Origin of the sequence: Thermodesulfobacterium geofontis OPF15 (assembly GCF_000215975.1) — a bacterium.
In the GTDB taxonomy this organism is placed as follows: domain Bacteria; phylum Desulfobacterota; class Thermodesulfobacteria; order Thermodesulfobacteriales; family Thermodesulfobacteriaceae; genus Thermodesulfobacterium; species Thermodesulfobacterium geofontis.
Genome location: NC_015682.1, coordinates 323,868 through 339,312, shown reverse-complemented (window position 1 = coordinate 339,312; position 15,445 = coordinate 323,868). Strand labels below are relative to the sequence as shown.

The window sequence follows — 15,445 nt, the reverse complement described above, 5'->3', positions numbered from 1 at the left end:
CTTAATCTTCTTTAAAAATAAAATAATGGATACTAAAAAAAGAGTAATGAAACCTCCTTTAGAGTTTATTAGAATAAAAATTATTCCCGATAAAATTGATATAAAAATTTTCAAAGAAATATTTTCAGCAAAAAACAAACTTAGCAAACTAAATGTTAGATATAATAAAACGCAATGCGATGGTTCAGCTGTAAATAATCTCAATCTTTCATAATCTTTCGGTTTGGAATGAAACATATTTAATTTCCCTGAATCTAAATATTCGATAAGTCCAACAAGCGTTAAAAATAGGAAAAATAGAAAAACAAAATTTTTTAGTAATTTAGGAGTTAAATTATTGAAAACTAATATTAATAAGAAGTACACCATAAAATGGAGCAGAGAAAGAGAAATAAAAGCTTCAAAATGTTTTATAAGTAGATTTTTGTTATATGCGTAAAATTCCCCTTTTATTAAGATTGAAAAATAAAGCAAAAATAATGAAATCACAAACGAAATGATTATATATAGGATAAAAAGCTTTAAATTTTTTGTTAGCAGCGCTTTAAAATTTTTTGCAACTAAAATGGACACAAAAATTAAAGGAGCAAAAAATATCATTAAACTATGAGTTACTGTTTTTTCATAAATAGGTAAGTCAGTGAATATCATTGCGATACATAACAAAAAAAATATGAATGAGTATAAAGGTTGATTTTTCATTTTAATTTTTTAAAACCATCCATAAGTCCTTTTATTTGAGCATTTATTATATATTTAGCTCTCCTTATATAAAAAAATAAAAAGCGGATAGGTCTGGTTATTATTAAAAAATATATTGAAGCTATTTTTTGGGCATACGGAAGTCTTGATATTATAAATCTGACCCTACTACGCATCATCCGATACGCTGAAAACTCGCTTATTTCCTCCTCTCCTGAGCTTGCACCAACTTTATGCCAAATTTCTGAATTAACTACATGATATAATTTGTATCCAGACTTCCATACCTTATAAGAATAATCTAAATCTTCTGCATACATAAAATAAGACTTATCGAGTAAACCAATTTTGTCTAAAATGAATTTTGGAATTAAAACATAGCAAAAAGTAATAAAATTTACTTCTTTTATAGCCTGATTATTTTTCACCTCAGTTTTTAGTTTTCTCATATTTAAATGCGTTGTCCTTCCTATCCACTCATTAAATCTCCCTCCATCATACCATATTCTGTCTGGATCAGAATAATAATAAATTCTTCCACCATATATTGCCTGCTCTCCAAATTCCAATCGTGCATTAACCAAATTTGAAATAGTATCCCTCTTTATCACTGTATCATTATTTAAAAGAATAACACCATCAAAGTCATTTTTTGCCAAGGCATACCTAATTCCAACATTATTACCACCTGCAAAGCCTAAGTTACCACCACTTTGTATAAACACCATAGGATACTTTGAAGTTATATCTTTAGGCATTTTATTTTTTAATTCTTCCTCTAGCTCAGGACTCCCACCTTTTTTAGCCTCTTCTCTTGTGTAGTAAATATAAGGTATTGGTTTTGGAACTGGAGGAAAGGACAAATTTCTTAAAGGATTATTGGAATTAACCCAAACATCAAGCTTCCCCTTTGCCCAAGCTTTTAAGTATCCTATAAAATTATTTGGTGAGTTATTATCTACTACAATAACTTGATACATTTCTTCAAAGTCTGTTTTCTTTAACCGTTTTTTGGAGGGTGAAAAATAAAAAGCATGAATAAAATGGGTATGAATATATACCAAAAACCGTTATCTTTATTTTTAAATCCTAATCTTTTAAAACATTTAAATACAACTCTTCCCATTTTCTTACCCATCCATTGTAATCTAAAAATTTCAAAGCACTTTGTTTAATAGTATCAGATTTACTTCTCCAATGCTCAATTTCAGTTTCAAATCTTAACATTTTATCGATTAATTCATTTTCATTGTACGGATTAAAAAGCATACCATTTACCCCTTCTAAAATCATCTCTGGAATACCACCAATATTACTTCCTATAACTGGAACACCAAACGCAAAAGATTCTACTATCACTCCAGGAAAATTTTCATACCAAATACTTGGAACAATAGTAACATCAACTCTTTCAAAAAAATCCTTAGGATTAACCTTTCCCATAAAAATAATTGAATTATCTTTATATTTAGATTTTAAATATTTTTCATAATCTTCCTTACCTGATCCAGCTACAAACAACCTATAATTTGGTTTTTTAATTTTATGGTAAGCTTTTAGTAAAACTTCTATTCCTTTATTTGGTGCTAAAGTTCCAATAAACCCAAAGTTTATGTAATTTCGATCTATTTTCTTATTTATTTTAGTGTCTAAATTTCGTGAATTATGTATTACTTTTTTTATAGGGACCTCTTGAAAATATCCATAACTTAAATAATGATTTAAGATAAAATTACTTATCCCGGCAACAGCTTTTAATTTATTTGATTTTTGTTTGTATGGGAATCTCATTAATTTACATACTAAACATCGCTTTTTACAAACAACATTATCTTTAAACATATTTCTTGGACATAAAAGATATAAGTCATGAAGAACTTGTATAGTTGGTATGCTTGTTTCTATTACAGCATCCCATATAGAACAAGACCACCCTTGGGTATTGTGTATACTAACTAAGTCTGGTTTAAATTCTTTAATTTGCTTTAAAACAATTTTTTTTGCTAAAGGGTTATAAATATCAAAAATATGCCACAACACTCTTTTAAAAAAAGGTTGCCTCATCTTCCCATATGGTAAATAGAGATTAGGTATCTTAGCTCTATAAACGGGAATCCCGTCTATAACTTCTTCCTTATCATCTTTATCCCAAAAAGTTAAAACTTTTACTTCATGACCTAAAATTTGATTTCCTTTGACAAGCTGCTTTAAAGTAATTTCTGCTCCACCACCTATGTAAGGTTCATATAAAACATTTATAAATAGTATTCTCATTTTAAATCTCTCTCTTTCCAAGGTTTCCTTTAAATCCGTCTTTTATTGCTTTTATAATTATTTTTAAATTTTTAGTGCTTGAAAGACTAATTAAAAGCAAATACGTAAAAACATTAATCTCATATATTATTTTGCTGTTTACTAAATTATTTATTTCAAAATAAACTCTATTTCTAATACTATAATACACTCTAAAAGGATTGCCTTTTGAAATTATTGAAAATGATGTTTCTTTGATTTCCTTTGGAACATGCCATGATAATTCTATATCATCAACTTTGCTATTCAGTATTAAGTAAATTTTCCCTCCATTTTTAGTTATCCTATATGTCCATTCATGGTCATCAGCATATAAATAAAAATTTTCATTTGGATAACCGATTTTATTTATGATATTTTTGTGTATAAATAAACCTCCATAGGGTGCAACAGGTACACTTCCAAATCCATAATCTTCTTCTTTTGAGGTATTATTTTTTTCTAAAAATCTTCTTTTTAAATATCTAAGAATTTTTTTTGGAAATTCTTTTATATGAAATCCTAAGAAGCTATTTTTTAATCCAATTACCATCTCTGGCTTATTATAAATTATTGATTTTTTGGCAACCTGTTCTTTTTTAAAACGATACGATAAAAGTGCAATTTTCTCTTCTTTATTCTCTATTTTAAAAGAATTCCAAAAATCCAATAGTATTTTCAATGCCCCTTCCAGAGGTTTATTATCATCATCTAAAAGCCATATAAATTCACACTCCGGATCGTTATATGCTTCTTCCAATCCTCTTTTAAATCCACCAGCAGAACCATAATTATCATCAAGATAAAGAACTTTAATTTTTTGACTACCAAGTTCTTTTTCGTATTCCCTTAGCTTTTCTCTACTTTCTGGGGCTGAATTGTTGTCAACAACTATTATTTTATATACACCTTCCTTTAAAGCTGCGTCTATAACTTGTTTTAGTAAGTGAAACCTATTCCCGTATGTTACCGTTACAACAAATACCCTACTTTGCATATTTATTTTCCAAACACTCTATTGTATCAGTTCACTTGTTGTAGTTTAAAAGTATTATATAAACTTTTCGATAAGTCATTTTTTATTTAAAGCTATTATAAGAAGGAAATATAACTAACTTTCCCTAAGTTATATTTAGCTTGAAAATATAAATAAAGTTCATTCTCTTTCAACCTTCCAACATACCTCAAAGCAAAGGGCAAAAGTATAGCATTCCTGATTAACTTAAGCATCATAAGTATGTAGACTTTACCTTTACTCGGTCTAACTTCCATAAGATCCTCTACCACATAAACTCTTGCCTTTCTTTCATCCCCAAGCACCATACCTTTTAGCTTTATTTTAAGCTTGTCCAAGTTTCCAAAAAGCTTTTTTTCAAGATAGGGAAAAAGTTCTATGAAAGGAATGTCTAATTTATAAACTTCAATATCTTTAAACCCAGCAAAATTCAAAGCTTTTTCAAGGGAGGACTTTGAAAATCTTAAAAAGTGATGAGGGGGATTATCTATATAATATTTCCAATCTATCTCTACGAATAAACGCTCCCTATTTAGCACGCTTCCCGCTATGTATCCTCCTTCCCTCAAAAGCCCTTTTACCATTTCCAGAAATTCCCTTGGTTTGTCCTGATATTCTAAAACCTCAAAAAAGATGATTACATCAAACTTTAAGTTTTTCTCCTTAGCATATTCATAAAACTCTTCCAAGCCCATAGCAAAAACGGTGTCAATACCAAGGTTTCTTTTTACATTCTCTACAGATTTTTTATCAAAATCTATTCCCCATACTTTAAAGCCTTGTTCTTTAACATGTCTTTAAAATCTTCCGTCTCCACAGCCTACATCTAAAAGCTTACTTCTTACATTGGAAGAAAAGTATTTAAAAAAAGCTTTGTGGTTTTCATTAAGCCTTGTTCCTACGCCTTCATGGAATGCAATATAGGATTCAAAAACCTCACTTTCATAAAATTCCGAGATTATCTTTAGTAGCTCCCACCAATGGACATCGCAGTTTGGACACTCATAGCGTTTGTATTCCTTTTTGTTGTAAGGGGAGACATAAACCTCTTTGAAAGAGCCTGCTTCTACCCCAGTTCCGCAAATTGGGCAAGTGAGCATGGGTGGCATAGGTTTTCCCCTTAAAAGGCAACATTCAGTTTAAGAATTATAAACGGGAAAAATAAAGTTTGCAACACGGAAAAGGCGAGACCCCTCACCTGACGGCTCGGGGCGCAGGGTGGAAAGCAGGGCAAACGGCGTTTGCCTTAAAAACCAATCGTAGGGGCGCCCGGTTGGGCGCCCAATGTTTTGTTTTTAAAGGGCGAGCAGCCACTCGCCCCTACATGTTTTTTTGTTTTATAACACCGGGAGAAACCTATTAAGCAGTTGCCTAAAAATTTTCCAAGCTTCCTCTCTGGAGCACTCTGAGTATGGCACTGCATAGGCAAAGAAAAAAGCCCAACCCGTGGCTTAAACCTTTAGGATTAACCTTCAGCCGACGACCTCCTTGGCTCCTACTGAAAAATATAAGATATTATTCATATCAAATGCGAACCATCCTTCAAGAGCTTTTCAAAGCTCTCCCTATCCTGAGGATTAACAACTAAGGCTATGTCTCTAATTTTTAAAAGCATAGCTAAAGAGAGGGGATAATAGATCATAGGTTTATTGTAGATAGGAAGAAGATGCTTATTTACCACCTGAGTAACCGGATAAAGCCTTGTTCCAGAGCCACCAGCAAGTATAACCGCTTTAATTTGAGAGTTCATGTCCTCACTCCTTAAAATTTCCTTTATAAAAATTTTCTTTATTATATCAAACTATTATGATTTCTCCAAATATCTAAGGGTTGTACCAACCTAACTTTTTTAAAATTCTCTTATTTATCTCTTTCCTTTCCTTATCGAAAAACCAGCCGTATTTATTAAAATATTTAATGGCACTTTTGATATGATAATAGAGAAGTTTTAAGTTTTTGTAAGATCCTTTACCATATTCATGATAAACATGAACATAGGGATAATAAACTGTTTTAGCAACCCTATGTATTCTACGAGATAAATCAGTATCTTCAAGATACATAAAAAATCTTTCATCAAAAAGTCCTACTTTTTTAAGGACTTCAGTCCTTATGAACATAAAACATCCAGATAAATAAGGAACTTCCATAATTTTATCATACCCAGTAAATCTAAGCTCATATATTTCATTTCTTTTATCTATAATTTTTTTGAAAGGACCAAAATTTAAAAATCTTCTTCCAAATAAATCTAAGGGCGTAGGTAAAAGTTTGCATAAGTACTGAATATTTCCATCAGGATACAAAACCTTCGGCATAACTATTCCAACATCTTTATTTGCCTCCATAAAATTGTAAAGCTCTTCTAAAACCCCGCTTTCAAAGTAGACATCAGGATTTAAGACAAGATGGTATGGAATATTTTCTTCAATTGATTTTCTAAGTGCTATATTGTGAGCCTTCCCATAACCAAGGTTAGCATTATTAAAAATGTATATTATTCTGCTATCAAGATTTGCTAAACAACTCAATGCGTCTGTTGACGAATTATCAATTAGATAAAGCTTGTTAATTAAAGTTGAATTTATACAAGAATAAATTGCTTTTTCAACTAAATTCTTATCATTTTTAAAAAGAACGATTGATACATTAATGTTTTTCATCAAGTTTTCCTAATTTACCAATAATTCCGTGATAGAAGCCTTTGAGGGTATATATGAAATTTAAAAAATGAGGTTTGGAAAACAAAGTAAAACCTATAATATATTTAAAAGATTTAAAAAATAAAGTAAGTTTATGCAAAAAATCTAAACTATTGGATTTAAGTGCAAGATAAAAAGCATTTCTTGTAATATAATAATGGCGCAATGGATTTCTTAAAGTTATTGATCTATACAATATAGACTTAGAAGTATTTCCTAATCTATGATTAATTATAACATCAGCATTTCCTATTATTTTATAACCCTTTTTTATAGCTCTCCAACACCATTCTAAATCAATCCAATCTATAAATAATTGTTCACACATTGAACCAACATTAGGCAAAAACTCTGTTTTTATTATCATACCCGAAGATATTATTTGGAATACCTCATGTTTCCCATTTTTGGGGTATATCTTTTTAAAACCTAAAAAACCTTTCTTGATAAATGGATGAATTTTTCTTTCATTTATTGAATAAAAAAGAGGTCCTGCTGCCGCCACTTTATCTTCTTTAAAACATTCAAGCATTTTTTCAACATAATCTAAAGGATAAATCGTATCCTGGTCAGAAAGCAATACATAATCTGCCCCTTCTTCTAATGCCCTTTTTATCCCTACATTTTGCGCATAAGCTATTCCATAGTTATCATTCAAATATATAATTTCAATATTTGAGATTTTTTTGAAACTCTCAAGCATTTCACATCTACCAGGAGTATTATCTACAATAATTAATTTGTTTAACTGATTTGCTAAACTTTCGATACATTTTTCTAAAATTTCCATATTAGGCTTATAAGTTACAATAATACCAAATACTTTACTCATTTAATTTAACCTTATATAGGTTTATCAAATTGACAAATCTAACAAGCCTGTTGATTTTTATAGCAAATAAAATAAAAATTTAAGCACTCTATCGTATCTGTCCAGTTATTGTAATTTAAAAGTATTATATAAACTTTTGGATAAGTCATTTTTCAACTTTTATAAAAATTTTCTTTAAATCTTCTATAAATTTTTGAGGTTCATTTTTCGTATAGCAATCTTTTTGGTTTTTTGTTGTCAAATTTTCCTTGTAATCCATCTATATAAGCATTTATGATAAATTTAATTCTTTTTAATTTATTATCATCAAGTAAAATTATTCCTAATATTTGTCTTAACAAAAATTTAAACATTTGATAATAAAATAAAGTTTTACTTTTAGAATATCTTTTACCTAACCACACAAGATTTCTAATACCATAATAGGTAAGCCAATATTCGCTAAAGTTTTTTCTTAGTTTTCTTCTTCCTAAAAAAAATTTTTCTACTTCTGTTTTGGAAGCTTTTTTATGAAATATTATACTCTTAGGAACAAGCAAGATTTTTCCTATACTTCTTAGACGTATACAGTACTCTATGTCATCATGATGAATGTAAAAATCTTTTTTAGGAAAACCTATTTTTTCAATTGCATTTCTTCTTACTAATAAACCTACAAATGATGCCATGTCGATTTCGACCGTTTGTTTTTGGTATTCTTGTAATTGTAATGGAATTTGAATTAAAGGAAAAACTTTTTTAAAATTTATCTTCCCTCTATGATAGATTGCTATAGTCCTATTTGGTAACAAAACTGAACCAGCTAAGCCTACAATATTACTATTCTTAAAGTAGATGCTCAAACTCTCCAATGCATCCTCTTTTGGTTCTGCATCATCATCCATCAACCACAACCAATCGTATCCTTTCTCATACCCTCTCTTAACTCCTTCATAAAATCCGCCTGCACCACCTGTATTTTCATGCATTCTAACATAATATAATTTTATTTCTTCCCCATCTGTTAAATTTTGTATAATAAACTCTTTTTCCCATGGTTCTTCTATATTTTGAGGGGGCAACTCAGTAATATAACCTTTCTCCAATAATAACTCTGGAGTCCCATCGGTTGAAGCATTATCTATCAAATAAAGCCCCTGTATAGGTCTTGTCTGTTTTCTAAGCGCTTTTAAACATTCAAGTAATAAATTTTTTCTGTTATAGGTTACTACTACTGCACAAACTTTATCACTCATCTTATCCTTTCCTCAAACACCTCTAATGCTCTTTTTACAACATCGTCCATGTCATAATATCTATATTCCGCAAGTCTACCTACAAGAATTAAATTTTTAAACTTCTCTGCTTCCTCTTTATATCGATAGTAAAGCTCTTCTGATTCTTTTGTCAATAAAGGATAGCATGGAATATCTGTATTAGAACTATAGGCTTTTGGGTACTCTTTTAAAATAGTAGTTTTTTCTGACTTTACAGGATGAATATGCTTGAACTCGGTTATCCTTGTAAATTCATAATCGTTTGGATAGTTAATTACTGGTGCCTCCTGATAATATTCTTGCTCTATCGCTTCAAACTTGAAATCTAAACTTCTATAAGGAAGGATCCCATATTTAAAATTAAATAGCTCATCTATCATACCTGTAAAGATCAATTTACCCTTAAACTCTTGTCCTAAGAAATAAATTTTCTTTCTTTCAAAATCTATAGAAATTACCTCTTTGAAATCCGTATTTAGCATTATTTTTATGTTTGGATGATTTAGCATTCGCTCAAAAATTTTAGTATATCCGTCCTTAGGGATCACCTGATATCTATCAGTGAAATATCTATTATCCCTGCTAACGTAAATGGGAACTCTTGCTGTTACCTGAGGGCTAATTTCTTCGGGCTTTAGCCCCCATTGTTTCATGGTGTAATTTTTATAAATTTTTTCATATACATAGTTTGCCAAAAACTTTAAATCTTGATCTTCTTCTTTTAGAAGTTCAAGAATAGGAATTTTAGTTCCATAGCCATATTTTTCAATGAGTCTTACTTCTAACCTTTTAGCCAATTCTTGTGGGAAAACCTCATAAATGCTGTTAAGGTTAAATGGTAGCGGTACCTTTTTTCCATCCACAAACGCTAAGACTTTATGATGATATATATGCCAATCTGTAAAGTTTGATAGATAATCAAATACCTCTTTATAATCTGTATGAAAAAGATGAGGTCCATATTTATGCACTATTATATTGTTTTCATCTCTATAATCATAGCAGTTTCCACCGATATGGTTTCTTTTTTCAATAATTAAAACTTTTTGATTTAATACATTTGCTATCCGTTCGGCAATCACGCTTCCTGCAAAACCTGAACCAACAACGATATGGTTAAACAATTTTATTCCCTCCAATTCTAGTAATTTTTAAAGCAACCTGCTCATTGTTAATTACAAATCCAAGCCATTCAAAAGCAACATCACATTCCTCAACAAATTCGTAAAAAGCTTTGAATTCCCCCTCTTCCCACCCAGGATAATTAAAAAACTCATCAAAAACAATTACAGTACCTGGTACTATATTATTTTTTAAATAATGAAAAATTGTTTTTGTAGACGAATACAAATCGCAGTCAACATGTATAAAACTAATAGGAGAATTACCAATCTTTTCAATAAAAATCGGTAAGGTATCTTCAAACCACCCCTTGATTAAAATTACATTATTCCTTGTTTTTGGTAAAGTATCAATTTTAAATGTACCTTTATAAAAATTATATCTCCATGTTTCTGGTAAGCCTTCAAAACTATCAAATCCATAAATTTGTTTATTTGGTAATAAACTAGCTATATAATTTATTGTTTCTCCTTTATATACACCGAATTCAATTATAAAGCCATCTATAGTAATTTCAGCAATTGCATATTTTAAAAGTTCAAATCTATTTGTAAAGATCTTAGTTTTTAACAATCTTTTTTCAGTTAAAATAAAATCAACAGTTGATTTTAAAGCCCTTCTTTGAAGTTCTCGGTCTACATTTTTAGCATCTGAATCTAGAATGTGATTAAATAATTGATAAATTTTGTTCTTTATAAAATTTTTGAAATATTTCATGATATAACCCTCCGGTCTATTATAACTCTTTTAAAATAATAAAAGGATATAAAAGTAACTACTGCTTCTGCAATTAAAACTGATATAGCTACTCCAACAGCTTGCAGTAAATTTACTAATAATAAAGCAATAAATATGTTTGAAATGGCTCCAGCTAATGTTATTTTAGGGATAATTTCTAATTTTCCATATGCTATTAGCCCTTGTACTGCAAAAATATTGCTCAATCCAATAATAAAGGGTAAAAACGCTAAAATTCTTAAAACAATTACAGATTCTGTATATTGAGATCCTAAAACTATTCTCACAATTAAATCAGCAAATATGAATATAATTAAAGATAAAACAAAGCTAAAACTACCTATTAAAAGCGTAACCTTTCTTAAGAATTTTATACCACATTCTTTTGATTCATACATTAGCTTACTTACATGTGGATAAATAGTTTGCGAAATAGGACCTAATAATCCTTGAATAGCTTTTATAATTTTTTCAGCAGCAGAATAATATCCAACGATAGTATTATTTGTAAATAATCCTAAAATGAATGTGTTAGATATTGTATACAAACTTATAGCCACAGTTGAGATAAATATATACCATCCTTCTTTTAGTTGATGTTTTATTCCCTCCCAACTTGGCATTCTAAACCCTATCCCAAAATCCTTAAACACAATCCATAAACCTAAAACACCCGCAACTATAAATCCTAAGGAATTTAAAAGCGGAACGTATAAATAATCTTCCACTTTTCTTACGAATGCAAAAATAGCAATTGTAAAAATAAGCTTGGCTAAGATGTTTAAAAAAGTAATATACTTCATCCTTTCCATTCCCTGAAAGAACCAAACAGGAAAAAGGACTTGTCCTAAAACCATGCCAAAAGTCAAGTAATATATCTCCCAATCTTGCCGAAATTTTTCAAATGTAAATATTATGGCAGACATTATACCTAAGGAAAGAAAGAAAAGGAAGAATTTTATAACCATCACGGAGCTAAAAATTTCTGAAACCTTCTCTTTATCTTCCCTATAAATAGCTATTTCCCTTGTTGCGGAAAGGTTAAAGCCATAATCGGTTAAAATCACAAAATATCCGATAAAAGCCTGGGCAAAGGAGATAAGCCCAAATTTCTCGGGTCCTAAAACCCTTACAAGATAAGGAAGGGTTATAAGCGGGAAAATATAGTTTGCAACCTGTAAAAAGGATAAGGATAGGAAATTCTCAAAAAGCCTTCTTCTTGTTTCAGTAGCTAAAAGATTTTTCAAAGGTGCCAAAATGTTTGTATCAATTTTGTTCATTTTTGTCTTAATAAGTTCAATTCCTCTAAAACCTCATTTGGGGTTTTTCTGCCAAGCTCTGTTTTATTGAAATCTGAATCAAAACTAATAATAGTTAAACCATATTTCTCTGCTACTACATATTGATAGGCATCATCAAAATTAAGGTCAAAACGTGTAGATACTTCAATAACTCTGTTCATATCTTCACAGGATAGCGAAAGTATAGACAATATTTCACTAAAAATCATATCTTTTAAAAACTGATAAAAACTATAATGCCTCTTTGTTCGAAATAATAAAATTCCTATTGAATGGAGCGAAAAATCAGATAGAAAAAAAGCAAAATTATCTGAATTTTCTAGTAACTTTCTTGCTTCATTAGCTCTTTCTTGATTCAAAAGAATTTCCAGAATAATGTTTGTATCTATTAAAACTTTCATTTTTCATCAATCCGCCAGTCTGATATTTTATGCTGTAATTCAACAGAGGTAAACTTATCAGCAAAATCAGAAAGAGCACCAGCCCAATCAAATTTAGGTTTTTCTTTAATTTTTTTTCTTCTCTTCTCCCATAAAAAACGGGCGAAGTCTTCAAGCTCTTTTCTTAAGTCTTCTGGCAATTCTTTTATAATATCTTCAAGCCTTTTTCTCTCTTGCATCTCTATATCCTCCTTTAGAACTTAACTTTTTAAAATCTAAGGCAAGATTATTTAAATAACTAAGGCTAGTCTTAATTTAGTTAAAGTTAAATCTGTAAATGGAAATGGGCAAGGAAATTTAATATAAAACTTCATCCTCAAAAAAAATCTTTCATTGAAATTTCAAATAACTTCATTATACCTCTTATTTCATTTTCAGCTTTAGATCGTTCATCACGTTCCAACAATTCTAAAAGCAAAGTTTTTTTCTTTTAACTCCTTCTCAAACTTTGTTTCAAATCTCTTCATAACTTTATCTCCTTTTTATCAAGTATGTCTTGGATTTGAACTAATTTTACCACAAAAACCAAAGCTTAGAATAGTTGCTAAGGCCTGGGCAAAGGAGATACATAAGGATTCTTTATTCTTAATCTGCCTTCTATTACTTGACCATCTTGCATATCCTCGGTAAAAAGTATCGAGCATTCATTTTCTAATGCAGAAGCAATTATAAGACTATCCCAGTAGGAATACTTATAATCCTGAGCTATTTTTAAAGCTTTCTCAATGGAAAATTTGTTTATCAAAGAAACTTCAAACTTTTCCCAAAATCTATCTACTAAAACTTCTAATTTATCGTAGTTAATATTAAATTTTCTATTCATTATCCAAATAAATTCATTTATAACTTGAACACTAATTACAATACTGTAAGATTCTAAAATAGTAAAAGTTATATTTCTTTTGTTAAGCTCATTGTTGAATATGCATAAATTAAAATATTTGTATCTATAAATACTTTATCTGGCATACATTTCTTCTCTATTAAACTTCCATTTAGTTGTATCAACTTTAATTTGATCTGCTAAAATTTCCTTTTCTATACTTTCTTTTAATCTAATTGTTATTTCAACTTCTTGACCTTTGAATTCTTCAGGGAGTTCAATGGTTAAAATTTTATCATCTATCTTCATCTCTTTCTTAATAATTAATATTGACATTGTCTTCCTCCTTCTTTAAATAATTGTTGAACTTATCAGCAAAGTCCTCAGCTCTTTTCTCAAGTCTTCTGGTAATTCTTTTATAATATCCTCAAGCCTTTTTCTCTCCTGCATCTTTATTGCCTCCTCTACAACTTAACTTTTTAAAATCTAAGGTAAGATTATTTCTTTTTATCAATTTGTCTTCTCTTTTTTAAAGTTTCTTTAGTAATTTCAACAGGAAATAAAAATTTAAAATCTATATGTTCAGATGCGGAAAGGATTTCTATCCCTATCAATTTCCCAGACTCATCAACATCAAAGGTTATATCCTCATCTACCTCTTTACAAAAAACTTTTTAGCTTTTCCCAATTTAATATAAAGGAGATCATATTTTGGGTCATAAGTAATTCTCATTATTTACCTCCACTTTCCATAAAAAACTTTTACTGTAATAACAACGATTTCATCATCTTCTTCAATATATATTACCACTACTTTCTTTTAAGGATATATTCTCCCAAGCCATTTCTTCTCATATTCAAAAACCATCTCTTTTGCTTTTCTACCTTTCTTTGCAGAAATCTCAATCCCCAATAATAAAACTGTTTTCACTTCTTCCTCAGAAGTCCCCTTTCCTTCATTCTTTCCTTAGCATGTTCGACAAACTTAATTTTCATTGTTTAGAAAAAAATCCTATTGAAATATTTTATGCTGTAATTCAACAGAGGTAAACTTATCAGTAAAATTAGAAAAAACACATAAAAAACGGGCAAAGTCCTCAAGCTCTTTTCTTAAGTCTTCAGGCAATTCTTTTATAATATCCTCAAGCCTTTTTCTCTCTTGCATCTCTATATACCCTAAAATTTATATTTTCTTTTCTTTATCTAATAACGATTTTAGCATCACAACTAAAATTGGTCAAAGTGACAGGGACGGGTGACATATTTAGTTCTTGCTCACATCAAAAGTCTATAAAAGGGTAAAAATTTTACGATAGTTTTATCTATTTTCACTTCATATTCTAAAGCTAAGTTAATTACCCATGCTTCCTTAGGGTGATATTTCTCAATAAAGCTCCTTAACGACCTTTCGACCGTTGGCTCCTTTAGTTTTTTATATTTTGCTTCTATTGGTATAACCTCTTTGCCAAAATTAATTACAAAATCAACCTCTGCTTTATCTTTTGTTCTCCAGAAATGAACACTTGCTCCTGTAAATCTAAATTTTTCTTTTATTATATTAAAAACAAAATTTTTGAAAAGAAACCCTATATCAGGTGAAAACTCTACTTTACCAAAAAAACCTAAAGCATAATTCCTTAAACCTAAATCATAGAAATATATGACAGGTGATTTAGTAATTTCTTTTCTAACATTTCTAAAATAAGGAGTCAATCTATGAATAATAAAAGTTTTTTCTGCATACCATAAATAGTTTTTAAGAGTCTGAAGGGATATTCCTAAGGTTGAAGACAATTCTGAATAATTAATTAGTCTACCAATTTGACCAGCTAAAAGTTTTATTAATGAACTATAAACATCAACCTTTTCTGATTTAATCAAATAAGATACATCCTTATCCAAATAGCTACGATAAATTTCATCAATTATTCTTACTTTTTCACTAAGCTTTTCTTCAAGAACGACCCTTGGATAGCCTCCAAAATTTAAATATTCATTGAGCAAACTCTCAGTTTTTACCTTTTCAACCTCAAAAAATTCTTCAAGACTCTCTTCGTAGCGATAATTAGTTTTAAAATTAACAAATTCCTTAAAAGAAATTGGGTATAGTTCAAACACTCTTTTTCTGCCAACTAAAGACTCATGAATTTTTTCTTTCAAATCTAAACTACCCGAGCCAGAAACAATGAATTTGTAAGGCAAGTTTAGGTTGTTTTACCAAC

17 protein-coding genes and 2 pseudogenes are annotated in these 15,445 nt (G+C 29.6%); 1 reads left to right on the top strand and 18 read right to left on the bottom strand.

The window, feature by feature from the left end:
* Window positions 1-25 precede the first annotated feature (25 nt).
* Window positions 26-214: a hypothetical protein gene (locus tag TOPB45_RS08860; protein ID WP_144011475.1), complete on the top strand. Its 189-nt coding sequence runs from the start codon at window positions 26-28 to the stop codon at window positions 212-214.
* Between the two features lie 484 nt (window positions 215-698).
* On the opposite strand, the gene TOPB45_RS01805 is transcribed toward TOPB45_RS08860, so the two are convergent.
* From TOPB45_RS01805 to TOPB45_RS01725, 18 genes and pseudogenes are all read right to left on the bottom strand, one after another.
* Entirely contained in the window at window positions 699-1,682 is a 984-nt protein-coding gene (locus TOPB45_RS01805; protein ID WP_013909153.1) for a glycosyltransferase family 2 protein, read from the bottom strand.
* A 109-nt stretch (window positions 1,683-1,791) separates the two neighbouring features.
* Window positions 1,792-2,976, bottom strand: coding sequence for a glycosyltransferase family 4 protein (locus tag TOPB45_RS01800; RefSeq protein ID WP_013909152.1), 1,185 nt, complete (start codon window positions 2,974-2,976; stop codon window positions 1,792-1,794).
* Between the two features lies 1 nt (window position 2,977).
* A complete protein-coding gene (locus tag TOPB45_RS01795; protein ID WP_013909151.1) occupies window positions 2,978-3,991 on the bottom strand; it encodes a glycosyltransferase in 1,014 nt (337 codons plus the stop codon).
* A 95-nt stretch (window positions 3,992-4,086) separates the two neighbouring features.
* A pseudogene (locus TOPB45_RS01790) lies at window positions 4,087-4,791 on the bottom strand (class I SAM-dependent methyltransferase); the annotation flags it as partial.
* A 15-nt stretch (window positions 4,792-4,806) separates the two neighbouring features.
* Entirely contained in the window at window positions 4,807-5,118 is a 312-nt protein-coding gene (locus tag TOPB45_RS08950) for a hypothetical protein (protein ID WP_041430308.1), read from the bottom strand.
* A 416-nt stretch (window positions 5,119-5,534) separates the two neighbouring features.
* Window positions 5,535-5,747: pseudogene (locus TOPB45_RS01780) on the bottom strand (sugar phosphate nucleotidyltransferase); the annotation flags it as partial.
* Window positions 5,748-5,832: 85 nt separating this feature from the next.
* Window positions 5,833-6,672 carry a glycosyltransferase family 2 protein gene (locus TOPB45_RS01775; RefSeq protein WP_013909149.1) on the bottom strand — a complete coding sequence of 280 codons (840 nt, stop codon included), beginning with the start codon at window positions 6,670-6,672 and terminating at the stop codon, window positions 5,833-5,835.
* On the bottom strand, window positions 6,659-7,543 hold the full coding sequence (locus TOPB45_RS01770) for a glycosyltransferase family 2 protein (protein WP_013909148.1): 885 nt from the start codon (window positions 7,541-7,543) through the stop codon (window positions 6,659-6,661). The genes TOPB45_RS01775 and TOPB45_RS01770 overlap by 14 nt, the downstream gene beginning before the upstream one ends.
* 200 nt (window positions 7,544-7,743) lie before the next feature.
* Window positions 7,744-8,778 carry a glycosyltransferase family 2 protein gene (locus TOPB45_RS01765; protein WP_013909147.1) on the bottom strand — a complete coding sequence of 345 codons (1,035 nt, stop codon included), beginning with the start codon at window positions 8,776-8,778 and terminating at the stop codon, window positions 7,744-7,746.
* Window positions 8,775-9,923, bottom strand: a complete 1,149-nt coding sequence (gene glf, locus TOPB45_RS01760) for a UDP-galactopyranose mutase (RefSeq protein ID WP_013909146.1) — start codon at window positions 9,921-9,923, stop codon at window positions 8,775-8,777. The genes TOPB45_RS01765 and glf overlap by 4 nt, the downstream gene beginning before the upstream one ends.
* Window positions 9,916-10,638, bottom strand: a complete 723-nt coding sequence (locus TOPB45_RS01755) for a class I SAM-dependent methyltransferase (protein WP_013909145.1) — start codon at window positions 10,636-10,638, stop codon at window positions 9,916-9,918. Before TOPB45_RS01755 ends, glf begins: the two co-directional genes overlap by 8 nt.
* Window positions 10,635-11,939, bottom strand: a complete 1,305-nt coding sequence (locus TOPB45_RS01750) for a flippase (protein ID WP_013909144.1) — start codon at window positions 11,937-11,939, stop codon at window positions 10,635-10,637. Before TOPB45_RS01750 ends, TOPB45_RS01755 begins: the two co-directional genes overlap by 4 nt.
* Complete coding sequence (locus TOPB45_RS01745) at window positions 11,936-12,361, bottom strand: PIN domain-containing protein (RefSeq protein ID WP_013909143.1); 426 nt, start codon at window positions 12,359-12,361, stop codon at window positions 11,936-11,938. Before TOPB45_RS01745 ends, TOPB45_RS01750 begins: the two co-directional genes overlap by 4 nt.
* Complete coding sequence (locus tag TOPB45_RS01740) at window positions 12,358-12,579, bottom strand: DUF2281 domain-containing protein (protein ID WP_013909142.1); 222 nt, start codon at window positions 12,577-12,579, stop codon at window positions 12,358-12,360. Before TOPB45_RS01740 ends, TOPB45_RS01745 begins: the two co-directional genes overlap by 4 nt.
* A gap of 365 nt (window positions 12,580-12,944) precedes the next feature.
* Complete coding sequence (locus tag TOPB45_RS01735) at window positions 12,945-13,226, bottom strand: PIN domain-containing protein (RefSeq protein ID WP_408033204.1); 282 nt, start codon at window positions 13,224-13,226, stop codon at window positions 12,945-12,947.
* A 132-nt stretch (window positions 13,227-13,358) separates the two neighbouring features.
* Entirely contained in the window at window positions 13,359-13,559 is a 201-nt protein-coding gene (locus TOPB45_RS01730; RefSeq protein WP_013909141.1) for a hypothetical protein, read from the bottom strand.
* A gap of 676 nt (window positions 13,560-14,235) precedes the next feature.
* Window positions 14,236-14,388: a DUF2281 domain-containing protein gene (locus TOPB45_RS08725; protein WP_013909140.1), complete on the bottom strand. Its 153-nt coding sequence runs from the start codon at window positions 14,386-14,388 to the stop codon at window positions 14,236-14,238.
* A gap of 110 nt (window positions 14,389-14,498) precedes the next feature.
* Window positions 14,499-15,383, bottom strand: a complete 885-nt coding sequence (locus tag TOPB45_RS01725; RefSeq protein WP_236608019.1) for an ATP-binding protein — start codon at window positions 15,381-15,383, stop codon at window positions 14,499-14,501.
* Window positions 15,384-15,445 lie beyond the last annotated feature (62 nt).